The sequence below is a fragment of the Pseudoxanthomonas sp. X-1 genome, assembly GCF_020042665.1.
GTDB classification, from domain to species: domain Bacteria; phylum Pseudomonadota; class Gammaproteobacteria; order Xanthomonadales; family Xanthomonadaceae; genus Pseudoxanthomonas_A; species Pseudoxanthomonas_A spadix_A.
On the sequence record NZ_CP083376.1, the window covers coordinates 1,180,198 to 1,205,686 of the forward strand.

The 25,489-nt window shown below is 72.4% G+C and carries 24 protein-coding genes and 1 other RNA gene; 12 read left to right on the forward strand and 13 right to left on the reverse strand.

The window, feature by feature from the left end; all coding sequences use genetic code 11:
* The first annotated feature begins 31 nt into the window (after positions 1–31).
* Entirely contained in the window at positions 32–610 is a 579-nt protein-coding gene (locus LAJ50_RS05200; RefSeq protein ID WP_130550855.1) for an LON peptidase substrate-binding domain-containing protein, read from the forward strand.
* 203 nt (positions 611–813) lie between these two features.
* Here the strand turns inward: LAJ50_RS05200 and LAJ50_RS05205 are convergent, their stop codons facing one another.
* Positions 814–2,853, reverse strand: coding sequence for a bifunctional DedA family/phosphatase PAP2 family protein (locus LAJ50_RS05205; RefSeq protein ID WP_130550856.1), 2,040 nt, complete (start codon positions 2,851–2,853; stop codon positions 814–816).
* A gap of 159 nt (positions 2,854–3,012) precedes the next feature.
* Here LAJ50_RS05205 and LAJ50_RS05210 point away from each other — a divergent pair, with 159 nt between their 5' ends.
* From LAJ50_RS05210 to LAJ50_RS05250, 9 genes are all read left to right on the forward strand, one after another.
* Entirely contained in the window at positions 3,013–3,831 is an 819-nt protein-coding gene (locus LAJ50_RS05210) for an NAD(P)-dependent oxidoreductase (protein WP_130550857.1), read from the forward strand.
* Between the two features lie 57 nt (positions 3,832–3,888).
* Positions 3,889–4,323, forward strand: coding sequence for a VOC family protein (locus tag LAJ50_RS05215; RefSeq protein ID WP_130550858.1), 435 nt, complete (start codon positions 3,889–3,891; stop codon positions 4,321–4,323).
* Between the two features lie 314 nt (positions 4,324–4,637).
* Complete coding sequence (locus tag LAJ50_RS05220; RefSeq protein WP_224096484.1) at positions 4,638–6,497, forward strand: hypothetical protein; 1,860 nt, start codon at positions 4,638–4,640, stop codon at positions 6,495–6,497.
* 347 nt (positions 6,498–6,844) lie between these two features.
* Positions 6,845–8,071, forward strand: a complete 1,227-nt coding sequence (locus LAJ50_RS05225) for an acetylornithine transaminase (RefSeq protein ID WP_138654860.1) — start codon at positions 6,845–6,847, stop codon at positions 8,069–8,071.
* 138 nt (positions 8,072–8,209) lie between these two features.
* Positions 8,210–8,407: a zinc-finger domain-containing protein gene (locus tag LAJ50_RS05230; RefSeq protein WP_130535681.1), complete on the forward strand. Its 198-nt coding sequence runs from the start codon at positions 8,210–8,212 to the stop codon at positions 8,405–8,407.
* Entirely contained in the window at positions 8,397–9,527 is a 1,131-nt protein-coding gene (locus LAJ50_RS05235; protein ID WP_138654862.1) for a glycosyltransferase, read from the forward strand. Before LAJ50_RS05230 ends, LAJ50_RS05235 begins: the two co-directional genes overlap by 11 nt.
* Complete coding sequence (locus tag LAJ50_RS05240; RefSeq protein WP_130550862.1) at positions 9,524–10,846, forward strand: O-antigen ligase; 1,323 nt, start codon at positions 9,524–9,526, stop codon at positions 10,844–10,846. The genes LAJ50_RS05235 and LAJ50_RS05240 overlap by 4 nt, the downstream gene beginning before the upstream one ends.
* On the forward strand, positions 10,830–11,735 hold the full coding sequence (locus LAJ50_RS05245; RefSeq protein ID WP_130550863.1) for a lysophospholipid acyltransferase family protein: 906 nt from the start codon (positions 10,830–10,832) through the stop codon (positions 11,733–11,735). The genes LAJ50_RS05240 and LAJ50_RS05245 overlap by 17 nt, the downstream gene beginning before the upstream one ends.
* Before the next feature lie 330 nt (positions 11,736–12,065).
* Positions 12,066–14,189 carry a hypothetical protein gene (locus tag LAJ50_RS05250; RefSeq protein ID WP_138654864.1) on the forward strand — a complete coding sequence of 708 codons (2,124 nt, stop codon included), beginning with the start codon at positions 12,066–12,068 and terminating at the stop codon, positions 14,187–14,189.
* Between the two features lie 50 nt (positions 14,190–14,239).
* Here the strand turns inward: LAJ50_RS05250 and lpxL are convergent, their stop codons facing one another.
* The gene (lpxL, locus tag LAJ50_RS05255; RefSeq protein WP_130550865.1) at positions 14,240–15,190 is read right to left on the reverse strand and encodes an LpxL/LpxP family Kdo(2)-lipid IV(A) lauroyl/palmitoleoyl acyltransferase; all 951 of its coding nucleotides are present in this window, start codon (positions 15,188–15,190) and stop codon (positions 14,240–14,242) included.
* A gap of 65 nt (positions 15,191–15,255) precedes the next feature.
* On the opposite strand from lpxL, the gene waaA reads away from it, so the two are divergent.
* Positions 15,256–16,548, forward strand: a complete 1,293-nt coding sequence (waaA, locus tag LAJ50_RS05260; protein ID WP_138654866.1) for a lipid IV(A) 3-deoxy-D-manno-octulosonic acid transferase — start codon at positions 15,256–15,258, stop codon at positions 16,546–16,548.
* Positions 16,549–16,771: 223 nt separating this feature from the next.
* On the opposite strand, the gene LAJ50_RS05265 is transcribed toward waaA, so the two are convergent.
* The 3 genes from LAJ50_RS05265 to LAJ50_RS05275 form a co-directional block, all read right to left on the reverse strand.
* A complete protein-coding gene (locus LAJ50_RS05265) occupies positions 16,772–17,617 on the reverse strand; it encodes a SirB1 family protein (protein WP_130550867.1) in 846 nt (281 codons plus the stop codon).
* Positions 17,618–17,677: 60 nt separating this feature from the next.
* Complete coding sequence (locus LAJ50_RS05270; protein WP_130550868.1) at positions 17,678–18,133, reverse strand: DUF192 domain-containing protein; 456 nt, start codon at positions 18,131–18,133, stop codon at positions 17,678–17,680.
* A 79-nt stretch (positions 18,134–18,212) separates the two neighbouring features.
* Positions 18,213–18,722 (reverse strand): hypothetical protein, encoded by a 510-nt coding sequence (locus tag LAJ50_RS05275; RefSeq protein ID WP_138654868.1) that lies wholly within the window; start codon positions 18,720–18,722, stop codon positions 18,213–18,215.
* Positions 18,723–18,880: 158 nt separating this feature from the next.
* Here LAJ50_RS05275 and LAJ50_RS05280 point away from each other — a divergent pair, with 158 nt between their 5' ends.
* Positions 18,881–19,303 (forward strand): helix-turn-helix domain-containing protein, encoded by a 423-nt coding sequence (locus LAJ50_RS05280; RefSeq protein WP_138654870.1) that lies wholly within the window; start codon positions 18,881–18,883, stop codon positions 19,301–19,303.
* 209 nt (positions 19,304–19,512) lie between these two features.
* On the opposite strand, the gene LAJ50_RS05285 is transcribed toward LAJ50_RS05280, so the two are convergent.
* The 8 genes from LAJ50_RS05285 to LAJ50_RS05320 form a co-directional block, all read right to left on the reverse strand.
* Complete coding sequence (locus LAJ50_RS05285; protein ID WP_138654872.1) at positions 19,513–19,953, reverse strand: GNAT family N-acetyltransferase; 441 nt, start codon at positions 19,951–19,953, stop codon at positions 19,513–19,515.
* A 170-nt stretch (positions 19,954–20,123) separates the two neighbouring features.
* Positions 20,124–20,771, reverse strand: a complete 648-nt coding sequence (rpiA, locus tag LAJ50_RS05290) for a ribose-5-phosphate isomerase RpiA (protein WP_130550872.1) — start codon at positions 20,769–20,771, stop codon at positions 20,124–20,126.
* Between the two features lie 98 nt (positions 20,772–20,869).
* On the reverse strand, positions 20,870–21,343 hold the full coding sequence (locus tag LAJ50_RS05295; RefSeq protein ID WP_130550873.1) for an EVE domain-containing protein: 474 nt from the start codon (positions 21,341–21,343) through the stop codon (positions 20,870–20,872).
* On the reverse strand, positions 21,340–21,927 hold the full coding sequence (locus LAJ50_RS05300) for a 5-formyltetrahydrofolate cyclo-ligase (RefSeq protein WP_138654874.1): 588 nt from the start codon (positions 21,925–21,927) through the stop codon (positions 21,340–21,342). Before LAJ50_RS05300 ends, LAJ50_RS05295 begins: the two co-directional genes overlap by 4 nt.
* Positions 21,928–21,982: 55 nt before the next feature.
* Positions 21,983–22,167: non-coding RNA, 6S RNA (ssrS, locus tag LAJ50_RS05305), on the reverse strand.
* Positions 22,168–22,626: 459 nt separating this feature from the next.
* Positions 22,627–22,923, reverse strand: coding sequence for a cell division protein ZapA (locus LAJ50_RS05310; protein ID WP_130550875.1), 297 nt, complete (start codon positions 22,921–22,923; stop codon positions 22,627–22,629).
* Entirely contained in the window at positions 22,920–23,141 is a 222-nt protein-coding gene (locus tag LAJ50_RS05315; protein ID WP_130550876.1) for a TIGR02449 family protein, read from the reverse strand. Before LAJ50_RS05315 ends, LAJ50_RS05310 begins: the two co-directional genes overlap by 4 nt.
* 57 nt (positions 23,142–23,198) lie before the next feature.
* Positions 23,199–25,451 (reverse strand): GGDEF domain-containing phosphodiesterase, encoded by a 2,253-nt coding sequence (locus LAJ50_RS05320; protein ID WP_224096485.1) that lies wholly within the window; start codon positions 25,449–25,451, stop codon positions 23,199–23,201.
* Positions 25,452–25,489 lie beyond the last annotated feature (38 nt).

Below are 25,489 nucleotides of genomic sequence, written 5' to 3' on the forward strand. Positions count from 1 at the left end.
CTTCACCTGGCCTCTGCCTACACTCCCGGCCATGCCCGCGACCGAGACGCTTCCCCTGTTTCCGCTCAACACCGTGCTGCTGCCCGGGGCGGGGCTGGGGCTGCGGGTGTTCGAGCGTCGTTACCTGGACCTGATCCGGGAATGCGGGCGCAGCGGGCGCGGCTTCGGCGTGTGCCTGATCCTGCAGGGCGGCGAGGCCGGTGCCCCGGCGACGCCGGCGGCGTACGGCACCGAGGCGACGATCGAGGATTTCGGCACCGGCAGCGACGGCCTGCTGACCCTGCGCCTGCGTGGCGGTCGGCGCTTCCACGTGCAGCGCACGCGGGTACGCGACAACGGGCTGGTGGTGGGCGAGGTGGACTGGTGCCCGCCCGAGGACGACGACGAGCTGCGCCCCGAGCACGGCCTGCTGGCCACGGTGCTGGAGAAGATCTTCGAGAAGGCCGGCGCGACGCCGCCCGGCATGACCGCCGCCGACCTGGACAGCGCCTCCTGGGTCGGCTGGCGCCTGGCCGAACTGCTGCCGCTCAGCGACGCCCAGCGCCTGGCCGTGCTGCAGGAAGACGATCCGCACGCGCGCCTGGATCATCTGCTGGCGCTGATGGCCTAGCGCCGCCGCGGGCCCGAAGCCGCGACACACGCTCCACCGTCTTCAGCCGCGGCAAACGCGCTGCCGTCGCTCCCGCGAAGGCGGGAACCCAGGGGCTTCCCCGAAGACAACCAAGACACTGGATTTCCGCTGTCGCGGGAACGGCGCGTAGTGGTGGCGCGCACGATGGCGGGCGCGCATCCGCGCGATCCGCGCCGCAAGCCTCAGCGCGCCCGCACCGGCGGCAGCTGCGCGGGCGGGGCGTGTTCCAGCGGCAGTTGGTCGGTGCGCAGGCGCAGCACCGGCAGGCCGGTGGACTGATGCGGCGCCAGGGCCTGCGGCAGGCCGCGGACTGAATCGCGCACCTGATCCAGCGAGGCATCGGCGTCCGGCAGCGGCCGCCACATGCCGACCAGTCCGAACAACGTCTGGTGGCGCAGCGTCTGCGCCCCGCCGATCCACAGCGGCACCTGGCCCGGCTGCAGCAGGATCGGGCTGGCCCACAGCCGCAGCGCGTACTGCTGGTCGGCGCGCGGGCCGGGTTTGAGCATCAGCAGGCTCTCGGCGCGCGTGTCCAGCGTCGCCGGCAGCACCGGATGCCGCTCCGGCGGCAGGTCGCTGTCCAGCAGCTGCAGGGCGCGCTCCCAGCCGGCCTGCGGCTGCAGGCGCCAGCCCTGGTCCTCCAGGTGGCGCACCAGCGGCTGCAGCGGGCCGGCGACCTGCACGTCCAGCGGCCAGCGCTGGGCATCGTCGAACTCGTTGCGCGTGGCCGGCAGCGCGCGCCAGTCTTCCTTCCACCAATCCGGCAGCGGCCGCGCGACCGAGGCGATGGGCGCATCGAACAGCGCCAGCATGCGATCCACCGCGCGCGGCCCGTGCCACAGCGCGGCGATCGCGAACACGCCATAGAACAGCCAGGCCAGCGGCTTGACCCACAGCGAGCGCCGCACCCGGCTGCGGTAGGCCAAGCCCAGGATCAGCACCCACACCACGCCCAGCAGGGTGCCCCCGACCACGTCGCTGAGCCAGTGCGCGCCCAGGTAGATGCGGGCGAAGCCGATCGTGCTGACCACCACGCCGGCGACCACGTACGGCCAGGCGCGGTCGCGGCCCGGCAGCTCGCGCGAGATCAGCACGGCGAAGAAGCCGAAGATGATCGTGCTCATGGTCACCGCCTTGGACGGGAAGCCGAAGCCCCCCGCCACGACCGGCGGCTTGGGAATGTCCACCACCACGCCCAGCCAGCCGGTCAGGGCCACGCCGAAGACGATCGCCGCCACCCAATGGCCGACCGCCAGCCAGCGCCTGCGCCAGGCCAGGTAGCCCAGCACCGCCAGCCAGGCCGGGGCCAGCACGTCGGCATCGCCGATGGCCGCGATCGCCGCCAGCGGACGGTCGGCCAGCGGATTGCGCAGGCTGTGCATGAGTTCGTACAGGCTCAGGTCCACGCCGAGCGGTTCGCCGTGGCCCAACACCACCACCAGGAAGGCGAACAGCACCCAGGCCAGCGCCAGCAGCGCCACCGCCAGCACCGCCAGGGACACGGTCTCGCGGCGCCTGGGATCGAACAGCGCCACCGAATGACGCCCCAGCACCGGATGCGCGCGCGACCAGGCCAGGCCGCGCGCGAGCAGGGCGTCGGCATGCGCGGCGAACCAGCGGTAGCTGTACAGCACCGCCGCCCAGATCACGCCCAGCACCACCAGCAGCAGGCCCACCACCACCGCCAGGCGCCCGGCGACCGCGGCGACCGCGTCGTAGGCCTGGCCCAGCATCCAGCCCGGCAGCAGGAACAGCACCGCCCAGGACAGGCCGGCCGCCGCGCTGGCCGGCAGATAGCGCTTGAGCGGCATGTGCAGCATGCCGGCCACCGCCGGCACGAACGGCCGGATCGGCCCGACATAGCGCGCGATGAAGATCGCCTTGAGGCTGTTGCGGTGGAACAGACGCTCGCCGCGCTCCAGCAGCTGCGGATACTTGCTGAAGGGCCAATGCGCGCGCAGCTGCGTGCCCCAGCGCCGGCCGACCCAGAAGCTCACCCCGTCGCCGACGAAGGCGCCCAGCGCCGCGCACACCACCGCGTACGGACCGGACAGTTCGCCCAGTCCGATCACCACGCCCACGCCGATCAGCAGCGGCAGCGCGGGCACGATCGCGCCGAGCACGATCAGCGAATCGCACAGGGCAATGAGGAAGACCACCGCGCCGGCGGCGACCGGATGCGCGGCGATCCAGTCGAGCAGGCCGTCGAACCAGGAGTCCATCGGCGAAATTATAGGTGCCCGGCGCGAGCGCGCAGGAGCGCGAAGTGAACGGCGCACGCGCGGCGTCCGGTCCTTTCGCTCCGTGCATGCCGCCCTACGCGGGGCCTGGCACTTAAAATGACGCCGCGACCGGCCCGGTCGCGCCATTGGCGCTCGCGCATGACGACCCTGTCAGGCAAGACTCTTTTCATCACCGGCGGCTCGCGCGGCATCGGCCTGGCCATCGCGCTGCGCGCCGCGCGCGACGGCGCCAACGTGGCCATTGCCGCCAAGTCCGCGGTGCCCAATCCCAAGCTGCCCGGCACCATCCACAGCGCGGCCCAGGCGGTGAATGAGGCCGGCGGCCGCGGCCTGGCCCTGCAGTGCGACATCCGCGAGGAAGACCAGGTGCGCGCGGCGGTGGCGGCCACGGTGGACACCTTCGGCGGCATCGACATCCTGGTCAACAACGCCAGCGCGATCTGGCTGCGCGGCACGCTGGACACGCCGATGAAGCGCTTCGACCTGATGCAGCAGGTCAACGCGCGCGGCAGCTTCCTGTGCGCGCAGGCCTGCCTGCCGCACCTGCTGCAGGCGCCCAATCCGCATATCCTGACCCTGTGCCCGCCGCCGTCGCTGGACCCGAAGTGGTGGGGCCCGCACACCGGCTACACGCTGGCCAAGATGGGCATGAGCCTGGTCACGCTGGGCCTGGCGGCCGAGTTCGGCCCGCAGGGCGTGGCGGTCAACGCCCTGTGGCCGCGCACGCTGATCGCCACCGACGCGCTGAACATGATCCCCGGCGTGTCGGTGGCCAACGGACGATCGCCCGCGATCATGGGCGACGCCGCCCACGCGGTGCTGACCCGCGACGCGGTGGATCGCACCGGGCAGTTCCTGATCGACGACGAAGTGCTGGCCCAGGCCGGCATCCACGACCTGTCCGGCTACGCCGTCGACCCCACCCAGCCGCTGCTGCCGGACCTGTTCCTCGACTGAGCCGGCATCGAGACCGGCAAGCGCTCCACTCCCCCCCTTCCGAGTTCCATCGAGACCATGAAATACCTCCACGCCATGATCCGCGTCCGCGACCTGGACGCCACCGCCCGGTTCTTCACCGAAGGCCTGGGCCTGACCGAGACCCGCCGCAAGGACAGCCCCGAAGGCCGCTACACCCTGGTCTATTTCGGCGCGCCGGAGAATCCCGAGGCCGAGGTCGAGCTGACCTACAACTGGCCCGCGCCCGACGGCAGCGTCGAGGACTACGGCAGTGCCCGCAATTTCGGTCACTTGGCCTTCGAGGTCGATGACATCTACGCCACCTGTGCCCATCTGCAGTCGCTGGGCATCACGATCAACCGCCCGCCGCGGGATGGCTACATGGCCTTCGTGCGCAGCCCGGACCTGATCTCCATCGAGTTGCTGCAGAAGGGCAAACCGCTGGCCCCGGCCGAGCCCTGGGCCTCGATGGCCAATACCGGCACCTGGTAAGCCGCCTTCCGTGCGGCGCCGGCCGGCGCCGCGGGCTTTGGTCCGCAGCGCCTGCGCCGGCGTGCAGTGGCAGGCGGCGCGCCGTCCAGGCTGGAAGCACTGATCGGTGGTTCCCGCGAACGCAGGACACCAGTGCCTTGGCTTGTCGCGTTGAAATCACTGGGCGCTTTCGCGCGCCGTGCGGCGCGGGGCTCGGCGTCGCGCCGGCCTGGCCGTATCATCGCCGCCGGCCGACGCGCGCTGGCCCGGGTCAGGGGCGCGGGCGGGCCGTGTCTTTCGTCCTTTGCCGGTATTGCCGAATGATGTCTTCTTCCGTGGCGCAGCCCCGCCTGCGCTGGCCGGCACTGGCCTATGCCGCGATCGCGCTGGTGGCCTGCGCATTCGCCTTCGTCGGCTTCGAACGCAGCAATTACTGGGCCGATGAACTGTTCACTGTCTACGTGATCGGCGGCGACGATGGCCTGGCCGGCGTCTGGCGACGCGCGCTGACCGATGTGCATCCGCCGCTGTACTACATGCTGCTGTATGGCTGGAGCCGCCCGGGTGGGCTGTCGGAGGTCTGGCTGCGCCTGTCCAGCGCGCTGTGCGCGGTGCTGGCGTTGGCGCTCACCGCACGCGTGCTGTGGCGCCGTTTCACCCCGGCGGCGCTGGGCTTCGCCCTGGCGCTGACGGCGGTGTCCACGTTCTGGTTCGAACAGTCGCAGAACGCTCGCAGCTATGGCGCGGCCATCCTGGTCGCCGCCGCGCTGATGGGCCTGACGCTGCGCCTGCGCGAACGCACGCCGGCGACCGGGGCCTTCCCGTGGGGCGCGTTCGCGGCGCTGTTCGCGCTGGGCCTGGCCGGCAGCCTGATGCACTTCTACCTGCTGCTGCTCACCGGCATGGTGCTGGCCTGGCTGCTTCCGGTGCCGCGCCTGCGCGTGCCGGTGATCGTGGCCGGGCTGCTGATCCTGGCCGTGGTCGGCGGCTACACCTGGCTGCTGCTGCACGCCACGCAGCAGGACGTGGACAAGACCTGGTATCGCGCCGACGTCCACTTCTTCTGGTCGCAGACGCGCACCGCGCGCAAGCACCTGGCCACGGCCGGGGCGAGTTGGGCGCTGACCGCGCTGATCGTGGCCGCGCTGTGGCGACGCTGGCGCGGCGGCCGCGGCAGCCTGGGCGCGCGCGTGCCGGATGGGGGCCGCCACGCGGCACGGCTGGCGCTGTTCGTGCTGCTCGGCGTGATCGCCAGCGGCGTGCTGGTCAGCTGCCTGGTCGCCCCGTCGTACTCGGCGCGCAATGTGCTGATCACCCTGCCGTTCCTGTGCGCGCTGCTGGCCTGGCTGTACGAGGCGGCCGGCCCGCGCCTGTCCGGGCGCGGCGGCCAGCTCGCCGCCGCGCTGCTGGTGGTGGCCCTGGCCAGCGGGCTGTGGATGTGCAGCGGGCGCTTCGTCGAACGCAACGAGCCCTGGCGCAGCGGTGCGCAGTTCGTCGCGGGCATGCCCGGCTGCGCGGGGCAGCAGATCCCGGTGATGCATCCCTACAAGTTCGGTCCGCCCACGCCGCAGTACCGGGCCTTCGCCGAGCGCCAGTTCTTCGGCCACTACGCGCCGGCCGGGATGCGGCTGCGCGCGTGGATGCCCAATGAACTGGTCGGGCGCCACCGCGTGCCGGAGCTGACGGCGTTGCTGGCGGCGCGCGCGCAGCAGGCCGGCAGCGGCGCCTGCCCGCTGCTGGCCTGGGCCGTGCACGACCTGGACAAGAAGTCCGCACCGCTGCTGGCGCAGGACCTGGCGCGCGCGCCGGGCATCGCGCCGGCGCGGGTGGTGATGCAGACCTTCGAGCGCGCGCGGCGTCGCTCGACCGGCTGGGGGCCGGTGGAGGATGGCTTCGTTTTTTACGTGGTGCCGGCGGCCGCGCCCGGCGCCGCGCCGGCCGACCCCGGGCCGCTGGTGGCGATGCCCGCGGGCACGCTGGGCAAGCGCGAGGTGGTGACGCTGCTGCCGGCCGCGCCGGGGCAGGGCGCGGTGGACCGCTTCAGCATCCAGGACTGGCGCGACGGGAAGCTGCAGCGCCAGGACACGGTCAGCGCGCCGCAGCTGTTCTGCGATCCGCCGATGCGCGCCGACAGCGAGATCCGGCCCAATGCCAAGCGGCCTGGGTGTTCGGCGCCGGTGGGCGCTTCCCGGTAAAGCCTCTCGCCGCCATTGGCCGAAAAGGCCACAAGGGCGGCTGCCCACCTGTGGAGCGGAGCTTGCTCCGCTGGGGCTTTCCCATGATCCGGTCGAAAAGCAGCGGAGCAAGCTCCGCTCTACAAGCAGCCCGCTAGATTTGAGGAGACAGTTGCTCCCACAGGGTGCAACTGCCTCCGTGCGGCACCGGCCTGGCTTGGCGGGAGCCGCCCTTGTGGCCTTTTCGGCCAATGGCGGCGATGAGGCTTGACCGATGCAAGGCTGGCCATCGCAGTGACCCCACACGCACCACCAGGCGATCGGCGACAATGCCCCGCTCCTCCCCTCCGCACGCAGGCCCCATCGCCATGACCGCCGCTTCCGACCTCATCGCCTCCGCCAAGCAGTACACGCTCAGCGTGTACCGCCAGCGCGAACTGGTGCTGGAGCGAGGCCAGGGCGGCCACGTGTGGGATACCGAGGGCCGCGAGTACATCGACCTGTCCGCCGGCATCGCCGTGTGCGGCCTGGGCCACCACGACCCAGACCTCACCGCCGCGCTGATCGAACAGGCCGGCAAGCTCTGGCACACCAGCAACATCTTCTACAGCGAGCCGCCGCTGCGCCTGGCGCAGGAGCTGGTGGAGGCCTCGCGCTTCGCCAGCCGCGCCTTTTTGTGCAACTCCGGCGCCGAGGCCAACGAGGCGGCGATCAAGCTGGTGCGCAAGTGGGCGGCCGGGCAGGGGCGTGCACCCGATCGGCGCGTGATCGTCACCTTCCGCGGCAGCTTCCACGGCCGCACGCTGGCCACGGTCACCGCCACCGCCCAGCCCAAGTACCAGGAAGGCTACGAGCCGCTGCCCGGCGGTTTCCGCTACGTGGACTTCAACGACCTGGCCCAGCTGGAAGCGGCGATGGCCGGCGGCGACGTGGCCGCGGTGATGCTCGAGCCGGTGCAGGGTGAGGGCGGCGTGCTGCCGGCCGCGCCGGGCTATCTGAAGGGCGTCGAGGCGCTGTGCCGCCAGCACGATGCCCTGCTGGTGCTGGACGAGATCCAGTGCGGCATGGGCCGCACCGGTGAGCTGTTCGCGCACTGGCAGGACGGGGTGACGCCGGACATCGTGACCCTGGCCAAGGCCCTGGGCGGCGGCTTCCCGATCGGCGCGATGCTGGTGGGGCCGAAGGTGGCCGAGGTGATGCAGTTCGGCGCGCACGGCACCACCTTCGGCGGCAATCCGCTGGGCGCGGCCGTGGCGCGCGTGGCCCTGGCCAAGCTGGGCTCGCCGCAGATCGCGGCCAATGTCGTGCGCCAGTCGCAGGCGCTGCAGGCGGCGCTGGCCCGCCTGGACGGCGAGCTGCAGCTGTTCGCCGAGGTGCGCGGCCGCGGGCTGATGCTCGGCGCGGTGCTGCGCCCGGAATACGCCGGCCAGGCCGCGGCCATCCTCGATGCCTGCGCCGCGCATGGCCTGCTGTTGCTGCAGGCCGGCCCGGACGTGCTGCGCTTCGTGCCGGCGCTCAACCTCACCGACGAGGAGCTGGCCGAAGGCCTCACCCGCCTGGAAGCCGCCCTGCGCGATTGGCTCGCCGCGCGCTGAAGCGCTTTGTGGGAGCCGCCATGGCGGCGATGGGGCCACCGGTAAAGCCCATCGCCGCCGTGGCGGCTCCCACCGAAGCGGTACAAGCCCCCTGCTAGAATCCCCGCCTTCACGGTCCGCGTCCAAGAACCCCACGCCATGAGCCAACCCGCCACCGCGCCGGCCAATGCCGAAAAGCGCTACACCGTCACCCGCGCCGACCTGCCGCTGAGCTGCCCGCTGCCGTCGATGGCGCTGTGGAACTCGCATCCGCGCGTGTACCTGCCGATCGAGGACGCGCCCAACGGCGAGGCCGACTGCCCGTACTGCGGTTCGCACTTCGTCCTTGCCGACTGAGGGCACGCGCCGGCTGACGGTGGTGCAGCTGCTGCCGGCGCTGCACGCCGGCGGCGTCGAGCGCTCCACCCTGGAAATCGCCGCCGCGCTGGTCGCGGCCGGCCATCGCGCCATCGTGGTCTCCGCCGGCGGGCGCCTGGTGCCGGCGCTGGAAGCCGGCGGCGCCACCCACGTTCCCCTCGACATCGGCCGCAAGGCGCTGGGCACGCTGCGCCATGTGCGCACGCTGCGCGCGCTGTTCGAACGCGAGCGCCCCGACATCATCCACGCGCGCTCGCGCCTGCCGGCGTGGATCGGCTGGGGCGCGCTGCGCGGCATGCCGCGCGCCGCGCGCCCGCACCTGGTCACCACCGTGCATGGGCTCAATTCGCCCGGCGCCTACAGCGCCATCATGACCCGCGGCGAGCGCGTGATCTGCGTGTCCGAGACCGTGCGCCGCTACGTGCTGCAGCACTATCCCCGGACCGATCCGGCGCGCCTGCGGGTGATCCCGCGCGGCCTGGATCCCACGCAATTCCCACGCGCGCCATGGCCTGATGCGTCGATGCGCGCCTGGGCCGCCGAGCAGTTCCCGCAGCTGGCCGGCGACGGCCCGCTGCTGCTGCTGCCCGGTCGCGGCACCCGGCTCAAGGGCCATGGCGACGGCCTGCAGCTGCTGGCCGCGCTGCGCGCCGACGGCCTGGACGCGCGCCTGTGGCTGCCCGGCGCGCGCGAGCCCGGCCGCGAGGACTATGTGGCCGAACTGGAAGCCCTGGCGGCGCAGCTGGGCATCGATCGGGCGGTCGCCTTCACCGAGGTCACCGCGCGCATCGCCGACGCCTACGCCGCCAGCGACCTGGTGCTGCAGCTCTCGCGCAAGCCCGAGTCGTTCGGCCGCACCGTGATCGAGGCCCTGTCGGCCGGGCGCCCCGTGCTGGGCTGGGCGCACGGCGGGGTGGGCGAACTGCTGGCCGAACTGCAGCCCGCCGGCGCGGTGGCGCCGTTCGATGCGCAGGCGCTGGCGGCCACCGCGCGCGCGCTGTTGGCCGCACCGCCCGCGCCGCCGGCTACCATGCCCTACACGCTGGCCGCGATGCAGCGCGCGACGCTGTCGCTCTACCAGGAACTCACCGCCTCATGACCACGCCCGCCCCCACGCCCCGACTTGCCGCGCGCGCGGACGGCTGGCGCTGGGCGCCTGCCTGGATCCTGCTGTTCGTCGCGCTGTGGCCGGCGCCCGGCTATGCCGAAGCGGTGCTGGCGCTGGGCGCGCTGGCGGCGCTGGTGCAGCTGGCCCTGCACCGCTTCCGCGGCGGCGACCGCCTGCTCAGCAACGAGGCCTGGGCGCTGACCAGCGTGATGTTCTGCGCCTACTGGGTGCCGGAGTTCATCTCCGCCTTCGATGCGGTCGACCATGGCCGTGCCTGGGGCGAGGCCGCCACCGACCTGCGCTACCTGCCGTTCCTGTGGCTGGTGGCCTCGGCGGTGGCCAACGAGCGCGGTCGCCGGATCACCTTCGGCGGCCTGGCCATCATCGTGGCGATCTGGACCCTGGATGCGCTGGTGCAGGTCGCGATGGGGACCAGCCCGCTGTTCTTCGGCATCGATGCGCTCAAGCTGGCCCTGAGCGGCCATCCCATGTGCTCGGCGGCGGAAATCGAGGCGGTGGACCGGCTCAGCGGATTCCTGGGCCCGTGCAACCTCAAGCTCGGCCTGGTGCTGGCCAGCCTGTCGCCGTTCGGCCTGTTCGCGGCCGGGCGCCGCTTCGGCCTGGGCGGCTGGCTGCTCGCGGCGGCCGCGATCGGCGTGGTGATCCTGCTGGCCGGCGCGCGCGCGGCCTGGATCACCTACGCGCTGGTGCTGGTCTTCTCGGGCTGGCGGCTGCTGGGCTGGAAGCGGCTGCTGGGCGTCTTCGCCACCGCCGCGGTGCTGCTGGCGGTAATGACCGTGGCCTCGCCCAAGCTGGCCAAGCGCGTGCAGCTGACCACCGCGGCCTTCACCGGCGACCAGGCCGGCGTGGACACCGCGCTGTCCGGGCGCGGGCGCATCTGGGAGGCGGCCGGCTGCATGATCGGCGAGCACCCGATCAACGGCGTGGGCGTGCGCAACTTCCGCGACGTCTTCCCCGCCTGCGATCCCACGCCGGGCGTGGCGCCGGCATGGGGCCACGGCCCGGCGCTGCATGCGCACCAGATCGTGCTGGAGATCCTGGCCGAGACCGGCGTGATCGGCCTGCTGCTGTGGCTGTCGGGCGCGGCGCTGGCCTGGCGCGCCTGGCGCTTCGCCAGCCCCGAGGCGCGCGACCGCGCGCGGCCGGCGATGCTGGCGCTGGCGGTGACGGTGTTCCCGTTGAACACGCACCTGGCCTTCTACTCGACCTTCTGGGGCGGGCTGACGCTGCTGCTGGCCGCGCTGTACGCCGGCAGCCTGCTGGCGCGCCACGATGCCGCGACGGCCTGAGCCGCGCTGTCCCGGCCTGGGGCCGCTGCGCTGGCTGTGCCGGCGCGTGGCGGCCTGGCCGCAGCCGCGCGTGCTGGCGCTGGGCCGCGCGCTGGCCTGGCTGCTGACGCCGCTGCTGGCCTCACGCCGGCGCATCGCGCGCATCAACCTGGCGCTGTGCTTCTCGCAGCTGGACGCGGCCGCGCGCGAGGCGCTGGTGCGCGCCAACACGCGCGACAGCGTCACCGGCCTGCTGGAAATGGTCCGCGCCTGGTACGCCCCGCGCGCAGCGCTGGCCGGCCTGTTCGAGGTCGAGGGCCTGGAGCATCTGCGCGCCGCGCAGGCCGACGGTCGCGGCGTGCTGCTGCTGACCGCGCATTTCCCCAACATCGACCTGGGCGCGCGGCTGCTGGGCGAGGCGCTGGGCGCGCCGCTGTCCTGCATGGTCCGGCGCACCGGCGGGTCGTGCGGCGAGCGGCTGATGCAGGACGGCCGCCGGCGCGTCTTCGCCCACGTGGTCGGCAAGAAGGACGTGCGCGGCCTGCTGCGCGCGCTGGCCGGCGGTGCGCGCATGGCCTACCTGGCCGACCAGAACTTCACCTACAACAGCGCCTTCGTGCCGTTCTTCGGCGTGCAGGCCGCCACGCTGACCACCACCGCGGACCTGGCGCGCCGCGCCGGCGTGGCGATCGTGCCGTACTGGTGCCAGCGCCTGGACGATGGCCGCTACCGCGTGCGCGTGGACGCGCCCTGGCCGGAGGCCGACGCGTCCGACCCGACCGCCTTCGCCGCGCGCTACATGCGCGAGCTGGAAGCGGTGATCCGCGAGCATCCGTCGCAGTACCTGTGGTGGCATCGGCGCTTCAAGACGCGGCCGGCGGGGGAGGCGTCGCCTTACGGCGCGGCGTGAGCGGGGAGGCGCGAGCAGCGGGCGGCGGGCCCCTCCCGACGCCTCCCGCTTCCGGTGGTTGAGCGCTTCTGCCCCTGCGCTGGCCTGTGCAGCAGGCAGGTGAGCCGGGAGGGATGCTTCCTGCGCCGTGCCTGCGCGCGATGATGCGGCGCGGCGGGCGTCCCGCGCGGCGGGCGGGCCACAATCGGGCATCGCTTCAGGGGATTGGGCATGCCGTTGCGCAGAGGGTCCGCGGTCGTGTTGTGCATGGCCGCGACGGCCTGCGTGCTGGCGGGCCGGGGGAGTGCGGCGCCGCGGGCCGGTGTCGCCGAGCCATCCGAAGATGCGGGTGTGCCGTCCTGGACGGTCACCGCGCCGGTGCAGGAGCGCTTCCTCGCCGCGCACGGGCTGCGCGGCTTCGCCGGCGGCTACGGCAGCGATGGGTTGGAACTGTGGAGTTTCCCGGTGCAGATCGCATCGGGCTACCGGCTGGAATTCCTGCATGGCGACGGCACGCCGTTGGCTGCGGCGGACGCGCCGGTGGCGGCCACGCTCGATCCGTTCGGCCTGACCCGCTCGTACGCCGCGCCGGGGCTGCGCGTGTCCGAGCGGATCGAGGCGCGCGACACGCTGCCCGGCGTGCGCGTGCGGCTGCGGGTGGAACAGGCGCCGCCCGGCCTGCGCGTCCGCGTGCACCTGGTGCCTTCGCTCAATCTGATGTGGCCGGCCGGCATCGGCGGGCAGGAGTTCGCCTGGGATGCAGCCGCGCGCGGGCTGCTGCTGCAGGAACCCAGCGGCAGGTTCCGCGCGCTGATCGCCTCGCCGCAGGCCGGCGCGCACAGCGAGCCCAACAACGACCGGCGCGGCAGCGCGTTCGGCCGGCCGCTGTTCCTGGAGCTGACGCCGACGCTCTGCGGTGGCGCGCGTTGCGCGACGCTGGCGTTCGCCTCACAGAGCGAGCCGGGCGAGGACGTGCACGACACCGCGACCGCGCTGCTGCAGGCGCCCGAAGCGCCGGCGCCGGCTGACATTGCGCGCCTGGCGCAGGCCACGCGCCTGCGCATCGTCACCCCGGACGGGCAGGCCAACCGCGCGCTGCGCTGGGCGCAGGTCGCGCTGGAACAGGCCTGGTCGTGCAACGCGCGGCTGGGCTGCGGCATGGTCGCCGGCTACGGGCCCTCGCACGGCGCGCGGCGACCGCAGTACGCCTGGTACTTCGGCGGCGACGGGCTGGTGAGCACGCGCGCGCTGGTCGCCAGCGGGCAGTTCGAGCGCGCCGCGGCGCAGCTGGCGTTCGAACTGCGCTACCAGGATCCGGACACCGGCATGCTGTGGCACGAGCTGTCGCAGAGCGCGGGCTTCCTGCAGTGGGTGCGCGACTACCCGCACATGTACGCGCATGTGGACATCGCCTTCGACTTCCTGGCGGTGACCGCCGAGTACGCGCATGCCAGCGGTGAGGACACCTTCCTGCGCGCGCACTGGCCGCAGCTGCTGGCGGCGTGGCGCTACTGCCGCTCGCTGATCGATGCCGGCGACGGCCTGCCACGCGTCCCCGCGGGCAAGATGAGCGGCAACGAACAGGACGCGCTGACCGACGAGCTGACCCTGTCGGCGGCCTGGGTGGACGCGGCGCGGGCGATGGCGGCGATGGCCGACGCGCAGGGCGACGCGGCGCTGGCGGCGCAGGCGCGCGCCGATGCCGAGCGCGCCCGCGCTTCCATCCGCGCGCGTTATCGCGACCCGGCGGGGCAGTGGATCAGCGGCTTCCACCGCGATGGCCGCCGTGGCGAATCCTTCAGCGGCGCGGACCTGGCCGCCATCGGCAGCGGCGCGGCCACGCCGCAGGAGGCCGCGGCCATCTTCGCTCAGCTGGCCGCGCCGGACGTGCTCACCGACTGGGGGCTGCGCAGCAAGCCGGCGAGCGCGCCGGATTACGACTCGGAGGCCTACTCGCGCGGCAGCGTCTGGGGCCTGGGCAGCGCGGCGGCGGCCGAGGCCCTGTGGCGCGCAGGCCGCGGACCTGTGGCTGCGGCTGGTGCCGTGGGCCGCGCAGGACGTGCCCGGGCACATGCACGAGGTGCAGTCGGGCGCGGTGTTCGTGCCGCAGCGCGAGTCGGTGCCCGAGCAGACCTGGTCGTCGGCCGCGTTCCTGTCGGCCGCTCTCGGCGGACTGGCGGGCCTGGAGGCGGACGGCGCGCGGCGGCGGCTCACCTTCGCGCCGCAGCCACCGGCGGGCTGGGACTGGCTGCGCGTCGAGGGCGTGCGTGTGGGCGCCAACGGCGGCACGGTCGATCTGGCCTGGCGCCGCGAGGCCCAGCGCGCGGTGTTGGACCTGGACAACCACGGCGAACCGTTCGTGCTGATCTGGCGCCAGGCGGGCCGTCCGTCCGCGGCTCCGGTCGAGCGCCGCGTCGGCCCCGGCCGCACGCGCCTCGTCCTGCCCTTGCGCGAGGAATGAGCGCACCGGCGTGAGGGGTGAGCCGAAGCGGCTTTTCGCTCACGCCGCTCCCCCCGCGCCTGCCTCACCGATACAGCGCGCCGCGCCCGTCCGGCTGGCGCTTGAAGCGGCGATGGATCCACAGGTACTGCGCCGGCACCGCGCGGACCATCGCCTCGATCGCCGCCATCACCCGCGCCGTGTCGGCGGTGGCGTCCTTGGACGGGAACTCCTCGAACGCCGGCGACAGCCGCAGCGTGTAGCCGCCGTCGGGCCGGCGCTCGTGGGCGAACGCGATCACCGCCGCGCCCGACAGCCGCGCCAGTTGGTGGGTCGAGGTCAGGCTGTAGGCCGGCCGGCCGAAGAACGGCACGAACACGCTGTCGCCACGGCGCGTGTCCTGGTCCGGAGCGAACCACAGCAGCCCGCCCTGCTTGAGGTGCTTGAGCGCCGGGCGCAGCTCCTCGCGGCCGAACATCGCCGTGGCATAGCGCAGCCGGCCGCGCTTGACCGCCCACTCCATCGCCCCGGTGGCGTGCGGGCGGTACATGCCGGCCAGCGGCGCGTAGTCGCACATCAGCCGCGCGGACAGTTCCAGCGTGGTGAAGTGGCCGGAGATCACGATCACCCCGCGCCCGCCGGCCTGCGCGGCCTGCAGATGCTCCAGGCCTTCCACGCGCAGGTCGCGGCGCATCGGCGCCACATCGCCCCACCAGGCGCGTGCGAACTCGAACAGGCCCACGCCCAGCGCGGCGAACGCCTCGTCCAGCAGCCGCGCGCGCGCGGCCGGGTCCAGCTCGGGGAAGCACAGCTCCAGGTTGCGCGCGGCGACCTTGCGGCGCGCGCCCAGGGCCAGCTTGAGCAGTCCGCCCAGCGGCCGGCCCAGGCGGCGCTGCAGGCCCCAGGGCAGGCGCGCGGCCAGCGCGGCCAGGCCGATGCCGATCCAGGTGGGCCAGGTGGACGGGGTCAGCGGCGCCGGGCCGGGATCGAAGGGCGTGGCCTGGCGCGGCGCGGCCTGCGCGGAACGGTCGGTCATGGCCGCCATTGTAGGACCTGCCGCGCCGACCCCGCGCCGCGCGCTTTCTCGTATCCTTGCGCCCGATGCGTCGTGACCTGACCGAAACATGGTTGCGTGCCCTGTATTCGGCCGTGCTCTACGTGCTGACGCCGGCCACGGTCTACCACCTGATCTGGCGCGGGTTCCGCGTGCCGGGCTATTTCCAGCGCTGGGGCGAACGCTACGCCGCCTGGAGCGGCGCGCCGCACGAGGTGGACGTGTGGGTGCACGCGGTCTCGGTGGGCGAGGTCAACGCCGCCGCGCCGGTGGTCGATGCCCTGCGCCGCGACCATCCGCACCTGAAGCTGCTGATCACCACCATCACCCCGACCGGCTCGGACCGCGTGCGCGCGCTGTGGGGCGATGCGGTGCTGCACGTCTACGCGCCCTACGACCTGCCCGGCGCGGTCGGGCGCTTCCTGGCGCACTTCCAGCCCGGCGTGGCGCTGGTGATGGAGACCGAGCTGTGGCCCAACCTGCTGCTGGGCTGCCGCGACCGCGGCATCCGCAGCTACATCCTCAACGCGCGGCTGTCCGAGCGCTCGCTGCGCGGCTATCGCATGCTGGCGCCGCTGATCCGCCGCGTGGTGGCGAGCGTGCACCGCATCGGCGCCCAGTCCACCGCCGATGGCCAGCGCTTCGTGCACCTCGGCGCCTCGCCGGCGGCCATCGTCGATACCGGCAACCTCAAGTTCGACATCGCCGTGCCGCAGGGCCTGGACGCGCTGGTGGCGCAGTTCGCCGACCACGTCGGCCCCAGGCCGGTGTGGATCGCCGCCAGCACCCATCCGGACGAGGAGGCCCAGGTCGTGGCCATCCACCGCCGGCTGCTGGCCCGCTTCCCCGACCTGCTGCTGCTGTGGGCACCACGCCACCCCGAGCGCTTCGGGCGGGTGGCGGAGGCGGCCCAGGCCGCCGGCTGGCGGGTCGGCCGACGCAGTGTGGCGGGTTGGCCGCGCCCGGGCGACACGGTCTTCGTGCTCGACACGCTGGGCGAACTGATGAGCTTCTACGCCTGCGCGCAGGTGGCCTTCGTCGGCGGCAGCCTGCAGGCCATCGGCGGCCACAACCTGCTCGAACCCGCCGCGGTCGGCACCGCGATGGTCACCGGCCCGCACCTGCACAACTTCGTGGAGATCTCGCGCCGCCTGCAGGAGGCCGGTGCCCTGGAGATCGGCCGCGATGCCGAGGAGGTTGGCCGCCTGGTCGAGGCCCTGCTGGCCGATGCGCCGCGGCGCGAGCGGATGGCCCAGGCCGGCTGCCTGCTGGTCGAACGCGGCCGCGGCGCCCTGGGCCGCACGATGGCGATGGTCGCCCCGGACCTGCGTCCCTACTAGCCGCGCACGCAGGTGTCGTTCCCGCGAACGCGGGAACCCGGCGCCTTGTCTTGGCCTTCCCCACGAAAGCCGCCGTCTCCGCCTTCCTCCAGGCCATTGCCGCCATCCACCGCTCCAGCTCCCACATGGAGCAACAATCGCGGTGCGCATCCGCCAACGGCGGCGCTAAGGCGCTCCCGACAGCCGCAACAAACTCCCAGGACGGGCAGCTCCCGCCAGAGCCTCAATGCGTCCGCGAACGCCCGGCATTGAGTTCGATCAGCCGCTCGCGGATCGCGTCGGCGTCGTTGGCCTTGGGCGCCACGTGCAGATAGCGCGACAGGTCGGCCTGCGCGCCCTTGGCGTAATCCAGCTTCAGATAGGCCAGGCCGCGGTCGCGCAGCGCGTCGGGCTGGTCGGGCACCAGCTTGAGCACGCGGTCGGCGCTGCGCGCGGCGCGGTCCCATTGCTCGCGCTCGGCGTAGACGCCCTGCAGGTTGCGCAGCACGCGCACCAGGATCGCCCGGTGCGAGGCCGGGTCCAGGATCTGCAGCAGCGCGTTGTCGTCGGGCACGTCGCCGCCCAGGTGCGGCTTGGCGCGCTCGCGCAGCTCGTCGGCGCCCAGCGGCCGGCCGCCGTTGAACGGGTCCATCACCAGGATGCCGTCGTCCACCGGCAGGCGCACCAGGAAATGCCCCGGGAAGGACACCCCGTCCAGCGGCACGCCCAGCCGGCGCGCCACCTCGATCTGCACCACCGCCAGCGAGATGGGATTGCCCAGGCGCCGCTCGAACACCTCGTTGAGGTAGCTGTTGCGCGGGTCGTAGTACTCGTCGTGGTCGCCGGCGTAGCCCAGCTCCTCGAACAGATGGCGGTTGATCGCCGCCATCTTCAGCGGCCAGGAGGCGATCAGGTCGATCTCGCGGCGCAGGTGCTCGGCGTGGCTCTGTACCAGCGTGTCGTAGAGGTCGGCATCCAGCTGCGGGTATTCATCGCGCGCGATCAGCAGCGCGGTGCCCAGCAGCGGCAGCGCATCGTCGGCCTGGCTGGCCAACGAACCCCAATCCGGCAGTGTCAGTCGATCCCCCATGCCCACAGACTGCAGGCAATCGCGCGGCTTATCAAGCCTGTCCGCGCGCGCGATCCCGGCTCAGTTGGGCCGGGCTTTCAGCTCGACGCGGGGGTCCACTTTCAGCGCGGCGCCGTCCTTGAGGCCGAGCCTGGCGGCCTGGCCCGCGTTGAGCTCCAGCACGTACAGCGCCGGGGCCTTGCTGGGGTAGGACGGACAGGCGTTGCCGGCGCTGCACGGCGGCACGTCGCGCTGCTGGCCGACCAGCTTGAGGTCGTGGTCGAAGTAGAGGATGTCCAGCGGAATGTGGGTGTTCTTCATCCAGTACGACAGCGGCTGCTCGTCGTCGTGGATGAACAGCATGCCGTGGTCCTGGCCCAGTTCGTCGCGGAACATCAGCCCGCGCTGACGCTCGCCCTCGTCGTCGGCGATCTCGACCTGGTAGCGCTGTCCGGCCAGTTCCACCCACGGCGTGCGCGCGCAACCGGTGGCGCAGATCAGCAGGAGCGTGGCGAGCAGCGGGACGCGGAAGGACATGCGGGGCGGGGGCGGGCGATCGGGACGCGCACCATCGTGCAAGGCCTGGGGCAGGTCAAGTGCCGCAGGTGCGATCCGCTCACCACGTCATGGGCTGCGGATCATCGTAGGCCTGGGCGATCCCGGCGTACTGCCCGCGCGCCCGCCGCGCCAGGCCATCCACGATGGCCGGGTCCGGCTGCCGGAACAGCAGGCGGGCCAATGCGGCGGCCGCGGCCTCTAGGCCGAGCGGATCGTCGGGCGTGCGGGCCCGCGTGGCGGCATCGTCGTAATGCGCGAAGCGGCGTTCGAGCAGCGCGGCCAGCGCGCCGCGGGCGGCGTCTTCGGCGATTCCCGCGGCCTCGGCCTGCTTGGACAGCAGCCACAGCGGCGGGTGTGGCGTGCCTTCGCCGCGGGCGGCGCGCCGGGGCAACGGACCGCCCTGGACCCGCACCAGCGCGAACTGCGACAGCCAGACGCGGAACACGAACAGCTCGAGCAGGCAGCTCGCGGGATCGCCGTGCCGTTCCAGCACCTGCGCATAGGCCAGGCGGTAGTCGATCCAGCGGTAGGAGGCTTCGGCTGCGGCGTAGGGAGAGCTCTGGTGCATGCGACGTCCTGTCGTGTGCGGCCCCCGCTCCATGCAGGCACACGCGGTGGCGTGCGCATCCGGCCGGGCGAGAAGTCGGTCTTGTCTAAAGCGAAACTTTACTTTATTTGAAAGTCGTGTGCGCAGGTTCGAGACCCCATGCTCGCTACCGTCCCCGCATGGATATCGCGCACAGACGGCAACGCTTCGCCGGCCGTTTCAACAAGGCGCTCGAAGCGTCGGGCCGCTCCGCGCTCAGCGACGGCGACCTGCTCAAGCTGTTCGGCCGTCACGGTATCGCGGTGACCACCCAGACCGTGTCCAACTGGCGCAACGGCAAGCACATGCCGCGGCTGGAGCAGATCGAGGGCCTGGCCGAGGCCCTGGGCATCGAAGCCGCGGAACTGGCCTTCGGCGGCAGGCAGCTGCGCCTGGGCGAGAAGATGAGCGAGGCCTGGCATCCCGGAAATGCCGAGGAGCGCACCCTGGTCGAGGGCCTGGCGCTGCTGGACCAGGACGAGAAGGCGCTGGTGCACCAGCTGGTGCGCGTGCTGGGCCAGCGCCATGCAGGCAAGCGCCGCGGCCGCCCCAAGCGCGCCTGATTCCAGGCGCCGAGCCCGAGGGAGCCGCCCAGGCGGCGACGGCTCTACCGGTGAACCTCTTCGCCGCCATGGGCCAGAAGGGCCACGAGGGCGGCTGCCACGGCAACGGCAGGCATCCCCGCCGCTGCAATCTTGGTCACATGACCTCTCAGTGCGAGGCGTGAGAACGCCTCGGCCGGCCTACCAGGGGCGGTCCCGCAGAGGGACGGTCATGGGCCGTCCCGGCCGCCGGACTCCAGCAGCAGATACTCGCCGTCGGCCGCGCTGCCGGCGCCGATCTCGACGAAGCCGCACGCCGCATAGAACGCCAGCGCCGGTGCGTTGGCGCACAGGCACTTGAGCCGGTAGCGGGTGGCCGGCCAGCCCGGCAGCGCGTGCAGCAGCGCGCGCCCGACGCCGCCGCGGTGGTGCGTACGGTGCACGTGCAGGTGGTGGATGAAACGGTCGGGCTCCCAGACGGACACGAAGCCGGCGATTTGCCCGCCGACCTCAGCGACCCTGAGCCGCTCGCCTTCGGTCTGGGTGTCGAAGTCGGTCAGCCGGAACGCACCGGCCGGCTGCCAGACGAAGGTCGCGCGGCGTGAGGCCAGGAACAGCGCGCGCAGGGCCGGTGCATCGGCCGCCGCCGCGTCGCGCACGATGATCTTCATGCCGCGCCTGGCGGGCAGCGGTGGCGGCGACCGGACCGGCGTGGCCTAACAGGCGCGCGGTCGCGTCGGCACGGTGCCCGGTGAGTAGCGGCGCCGGCGTCGCGCCCTGCCGTGCGCGGATCGCGCGGCACGACGGTACGAACGGCCTCCACCGATGATCTCCGTGTGGCTTACAGCACCTGCGGCGGCTCGCCGCCGACGATGACCACGTCGGCCGGGCGGCGCGCGAACAGACCGACGCTGACCACGCCCGGGATCTGGTTGAGCGCGGTCTCCATCGCCACCGGGTCGGTGATCGACAGGTTGTGCACGTCCAGCACCACGTTGCCGTTGTCGGTGACCACGCCGTCGCGCCAGACCGGCTGGCCGCCGGTCAAGGCCAGGATTTCCCGCGCCACCAGGCTGCGCGCCATCGGGATCACCTCCACCGGCAGCGGGAAGCGGCCCAGCACCGGCACCTGCTTGGACGGGTCGACGATGCACACGAAGCGCGCGCTGGCCTGGGCGATGATCTTCTCGCGCGTCAGCGCCGCGCCGCCGCCCTTGATCAGGCATTTGCGCGGATCGCATTCGTCGGCGCCGTCCACGTACAGCGACAGGGTGCCGGTGTGGTTGAGGTCCAGCACCTCGATGCCGTGCGCCTTCAGCCGCGCGGTGCTCTGCTCGGAGCTGGACACCGCGCCCTTGATGCGCGAGGGCTCGCGGCCGAGCGCGTCGATGAAGTAGGCCACGGTCGAGCCGGTGCCGACACCGACGATCATGCCGTCTTCGAGGTAATCCATGGCTTTTTCGGCGGCCAGGCGCTTGGCTTCGGTCATGAGGGCAGGTGTGAGTGGAGAGAGGTGAGAAGGGGGAAGGCAGGAGCGTAGGCGATGCGCGGGAGGCGAGCGTTCGCTCACGTCTCACGCCGCTTCGCTCACGCCTGCTCCAGGGACAGCAGCAGCTTCCACTGCGCCGCCGTCACCGGCAGCACCGACAGCCGCGTGCCCTTGCGGATCAGCGCGAAGTCCTCGCCGAGCGCATCGGCATGCTCGCGGATCTGCGCCAGGCTGACGCCGCGCTTGAGGTGGCGCACGTACTTGACGTCCACCAGTTCCCAGCGCGGCTGCGCCGGATCGGATTTGGGGTCGTAGTACTTGGACTGCTTGTCGAACTGGCTCGGGTCGGGATAGGCCGGGGTCGCCACCTCGGCCACGCCGTAGATGCCCGGCACCTCGGCATTGGAGTGGTAGAACAGCACGCCGTCGCCGACCTGCATGGCCTTCATGAAGTTGCGCGCCTGGTAGTTGCGCACGCCGGTCCACGGCTCGGTGCCCACGCGTCGCAGGTCATCGATGGAGAAGTCGTCCGGTTCGGACTTCATCAGCCAGTAGCGGCGGCGGGCGGTCATCGCGGTTCCAGGATCAGCATGGACGATTCGGTGCAGATCGCGTCGGGACGCACGTCCCAGGCGCGTGGCGGCGGCAGTTCGGTGCGCTGGGTTTCGAAACCCACGCCCACCAGCCACGGCGGCGGCGCGCTCGCGGTGCGCGCGGCGAAACTGCGGTCGTACCAGCCGCCGCCCATGCCCAGCCGGTGGCCGGTGTCGTCGAAGCCGACCAGCGGCATCACCACCAGCGCCATCTGTTCCGGTTCCAGCGCCGAGGACGGCGCCACGTCGGGTTCGGGAATGCCGAAGCGGTTGGTCACCAGGCCATCGCCCGCGCGCCACGGGGCGAAGCGCAGCTCCTCGCCGTGCAGCACCGGCAGGCAATAGACCAGGCCGGCGGGCAGCTTGAGCTGGAAGGCGTGCAGGCCGATCTCGCCATCGGTGGCCCAGTAACCGGCGACGTAGCCGCGCTCGGGCAGGAACGGCAGCGCCAGCAGTCGCGTGGCCAGCGCCTCGGCGCCGGCGATGCGCGCCGCCGCGGGCAGGGCGCGGCGGCGTTCGCGTAGGCGGGCACGCAGGGCGGGCAGGGCGTCGCTGTCGCTCATGGAAAAAAGAATGCCGCGTCCTGGTGCAGGGCGCGGCAATTCTAGAAGATTGAAGACATCCTCCGCCAATGGCGATGCGGCGAAACGACCTTGAACCCGGGGTTCAAGTGGGACAGCTTGGGGGCCATCGGGCTTCCCGCTACAAGGCGGACTTGCGCTCCCGGCTTCCGTTGCTGCCCCGCGGTCGTCATTAAGGGACAAGGCGAATGTTTTGCACGCTGTCGATCACAGCAGAGGATGCGCGGCCAGTATAGCGATGCCTCGACGTTTGCCTAGGCCGTTCGTCGGCACGGTTCAGTGCGCGGTGGCGGAGGTGCAGCGGATGTGTGGGCCGCGCACGTCATCGTGATCGCTGCGATGCAGCGGCGAAGCCTTGCTGCGCAGGTTTCACCGCCGCGATCGCGGACCCACCGATGCACGGGATGACGAGCAGGACAGACAGAGCCGCAGCAAGCGAGGGCTTGGTGGGAGCCGCCATGGCGGCGACGAGGCTTTCCCGGCAGGGCCCTTCGCCGCCATGGCGGCTCCCACAAGCGTGGGATGGAATGACGAGGACGACAGGCCGAACTGCGGAGGGCAGGAACTGGCGCTGCGTCACTGCGCAACTGACCGCTTTTTTTGTGGGAGCCGCCATGGCGGCGATGACGCTCTCCCGGTGAAGCCACCCGCCGCCATGGCGGCCCCCACCTGGCGTCCGCGTCAGCGCGGTTCGAGCCAGGTGTCCAGGCGGCGGTGCAGATCGGCGAGGGTGCGCGTCAGTTCGCTGTCCTGCGCGGCCTGCTGATCGCGCAGCTGCTGCAGTTCGTGCGCCAGGTTGAGCGCGGCCAGCACCGCGATGCGGTCGGCCGAGGCCATGCGGTGCGCGCCGCGCACCTCGCGCATGCGCGTGTCCAGCAGCTTGGCCGCCGCCATCAGGCTGCCGCGCTCGCCCGGCTCCACGCCGATGGTGTACTCGCGATCCAGGATGTGGACGTTGACCGGTTCGGTGCTGCTCACGTGTGCTGCTCCAGCGAGCGCAGGCGGGTGATCATCGCCTCCACGCGCGACCGCGCCAGTTCATTCTTGGCCAGCAGCTGCGAGCGCTCGCTGGTCAGCTGCTCCTGCTGCACGCGCAGGCTGCGGTTCTCCTCCGTCAGCCGCTGGCAGCGGTCGCCCAGCTCCTGCAGGCGCGAGGCCAGGGCGCGCAGCTGTTCGATGGCATCGGGCGGGTTCATTGCGGCACCTTAGGCACGCGGCCGGCGGGCGGTCAAGTTGGGCGGCGCGGGCGGGGTTCAGGCGCTGGCGCGCAGGTTTGGATCGGGATCGTAGTCGCGCAGGAATTCCAGGCATTGCACGCGTTCCATCGCGCGGGCGACGTAGTGGCCCTGGACCTCGTCGCAGCCGCGCTGGCGCAGGAAGGCCAGCTGCGCGGAGGTCTCCACGCCCTCGGCCACCACCTTGAGCGAGAGCGACTGGGCCAGGGCGATGATCGCGCTGGTGATGGCCTCGTCCTCCAGGTTCTGGTCCAGGTCGCGCACGAAGGTCTGGTCGATCTTCAGCGTGGTCAGCGGCAGGCGCTTGAGATAGGCCAGCGAGGAATAGCCGGTGCCGAAATCGTCGATCGCGATCGACACCCCCAGCGCGCGGCAGGCCTGCAGCACGCTGCTGCTCTGTTCGGGGTTGGCCATCAGCACGCTTTCGGTCAGCTCCAGCTCCAGCGCGCAGGCGTCCACGCCGCTTTCGGTCAGCACGCGCGCGACCACGTCGGCCAGGTCGCCGCGCTGCAGCTGCAGGGCCGAGACGTTGACCGCCACGCTCAGATGGGTCAGGCCGGCGTCGTGCCAGCTGCGCAGGGTCTGGCAGGCCTGGCGCAGCGCCCAGATGCCGATGTCCACGATCAGGCCGCTTTCCTCGGCCAGCGGGATGAACTGGCTGGGCGAGATCTCGCCCAGTTCGCGGCTCTCCCAGCGCAGCAGCGCCTCGGTGCCGGTGATGCGGTCGCGATGCAGCGACATGCGCGGCTGGTAGACCACGCGCAGTTCCTCGCGTTCCAGCGCCCGGCGCAGTGCGCTGGCCAGGATGGCGCGGTGGCGGGTCTTCTCGTCCATGACCTCGGAGTACACCGCCCAGGTGTGGCGGCCGGCGGCCTTGGCCTGGTACATGGCGGTGTCGGCGTGCTTGAGCAGCTCGGTGGGGACCTGGGCGTGGTCGGGATAGAGGCTGATGCCGATCGAGGGCGAGACCGCCAGCTCCAGCCGGTCGCCGAAGGACAGCGGCTGGGTGAAGGCCTGGATGATGCGTTCGGCCACGCGCTCGGCGTCGATCGGCGTGGCGATGCCCTCCAGCACCACCGTGAACTCGTCGCCGCTCAGCCGCGCCACGGTGTGCTGGGCGCCGACGGTCTGCTGCACGCGCGTGGCGGCCGCGCGCAGGATGCGATCGCCGGTGGCGTGGCCGAGCGAATCGTTGATGTCCTTGAAGCGGTCCAGGTCGATGAACAGCACCGCCACGCGGCCCTTCTCGCGGCGCGCGCGCACCACCGCGCGCGAGAGCCGCTCGGACAGCAGCGAGCGGTTGGGCAGGCTGGTCAGCGTGTCGTAGTTGGCCAGGTAGCGCAGTTCCTGTTCGGCGCGCTTCTGCTCGGTGATGTCGCCCAGCACCAGCACCACCATCGGCCGCTGCCCGCTGCCGTCGGGCACCACGTTGGTCTCGATCCGGCACAGGATCTCCTCGCCGTCCTTGCGCACCTTCCAGGCCTCGCCCGACCAGCGGCCCTCGCGCGCCAGCTGCTGGCTCATGCGCGAGGCGCCATCGCCCAGCTTCTGCCGGCTGTCCAGCAGCGACAGCGGCTGGCCGGCGACCTCGGCGCCGTCGTAGCCGGTCATGCGGCTGAAGGACGGGTTGACGGTGATGAAGCGGTAATCGGCGTCGAGCACCGCCACCGCCTCGCTCATGCTGCGCATGACCTCGCTGGCCACGCGGTGTTCGTATTCGGCGCGGCGGCTGGCGCTGATGTCGCGCGCGGTGCCGGCCAGGCGCAGGGCGCGACCGTGGGCGTCGGTCTCGACCACCCGGCCACGGGCGCGCACCCAGATCCATTCGCCCTGGCCGTGCAGGTCCATGCGGTGTTCGGACATGAACAGCGGCGTCTCCCCGCGCAGATGGTCGTGCAGGCGCTGGGTTAGCAGCGGCAGGTCGTGCGGGTGCACGGTGGGCACGTCGCCGACGCGGGTGAGCATGGCGATGGCGTGGCTGGAGGCGGACTGCTCGTCGGCGCGCATGCGCTGCAGGCGGCGCTGGACCAGGTCGTACTCCCAGAACACCTCGCCGGAGGCCCACAGCGCCAGCTTGAGCGGGTCCTCGCCCGGCGCCGCGGCCGCGGCGTGCGGGCGGGGGCGGCGCAGGCGCGGCCACCACAGCGCGCGCGTGCCGGCCGCGATCACGCCGAACAGCACCAGCGCGGCCAGCGCCATCGCCACCGGTGACAACGATGTCTGCGCGGCGATCGCGCCAGGCGGGGCGGACTGGAGGAACGGGGGAATCACGGGGGCATGGCTCCGGCGCGGCGGCCAGGACAGGCGCT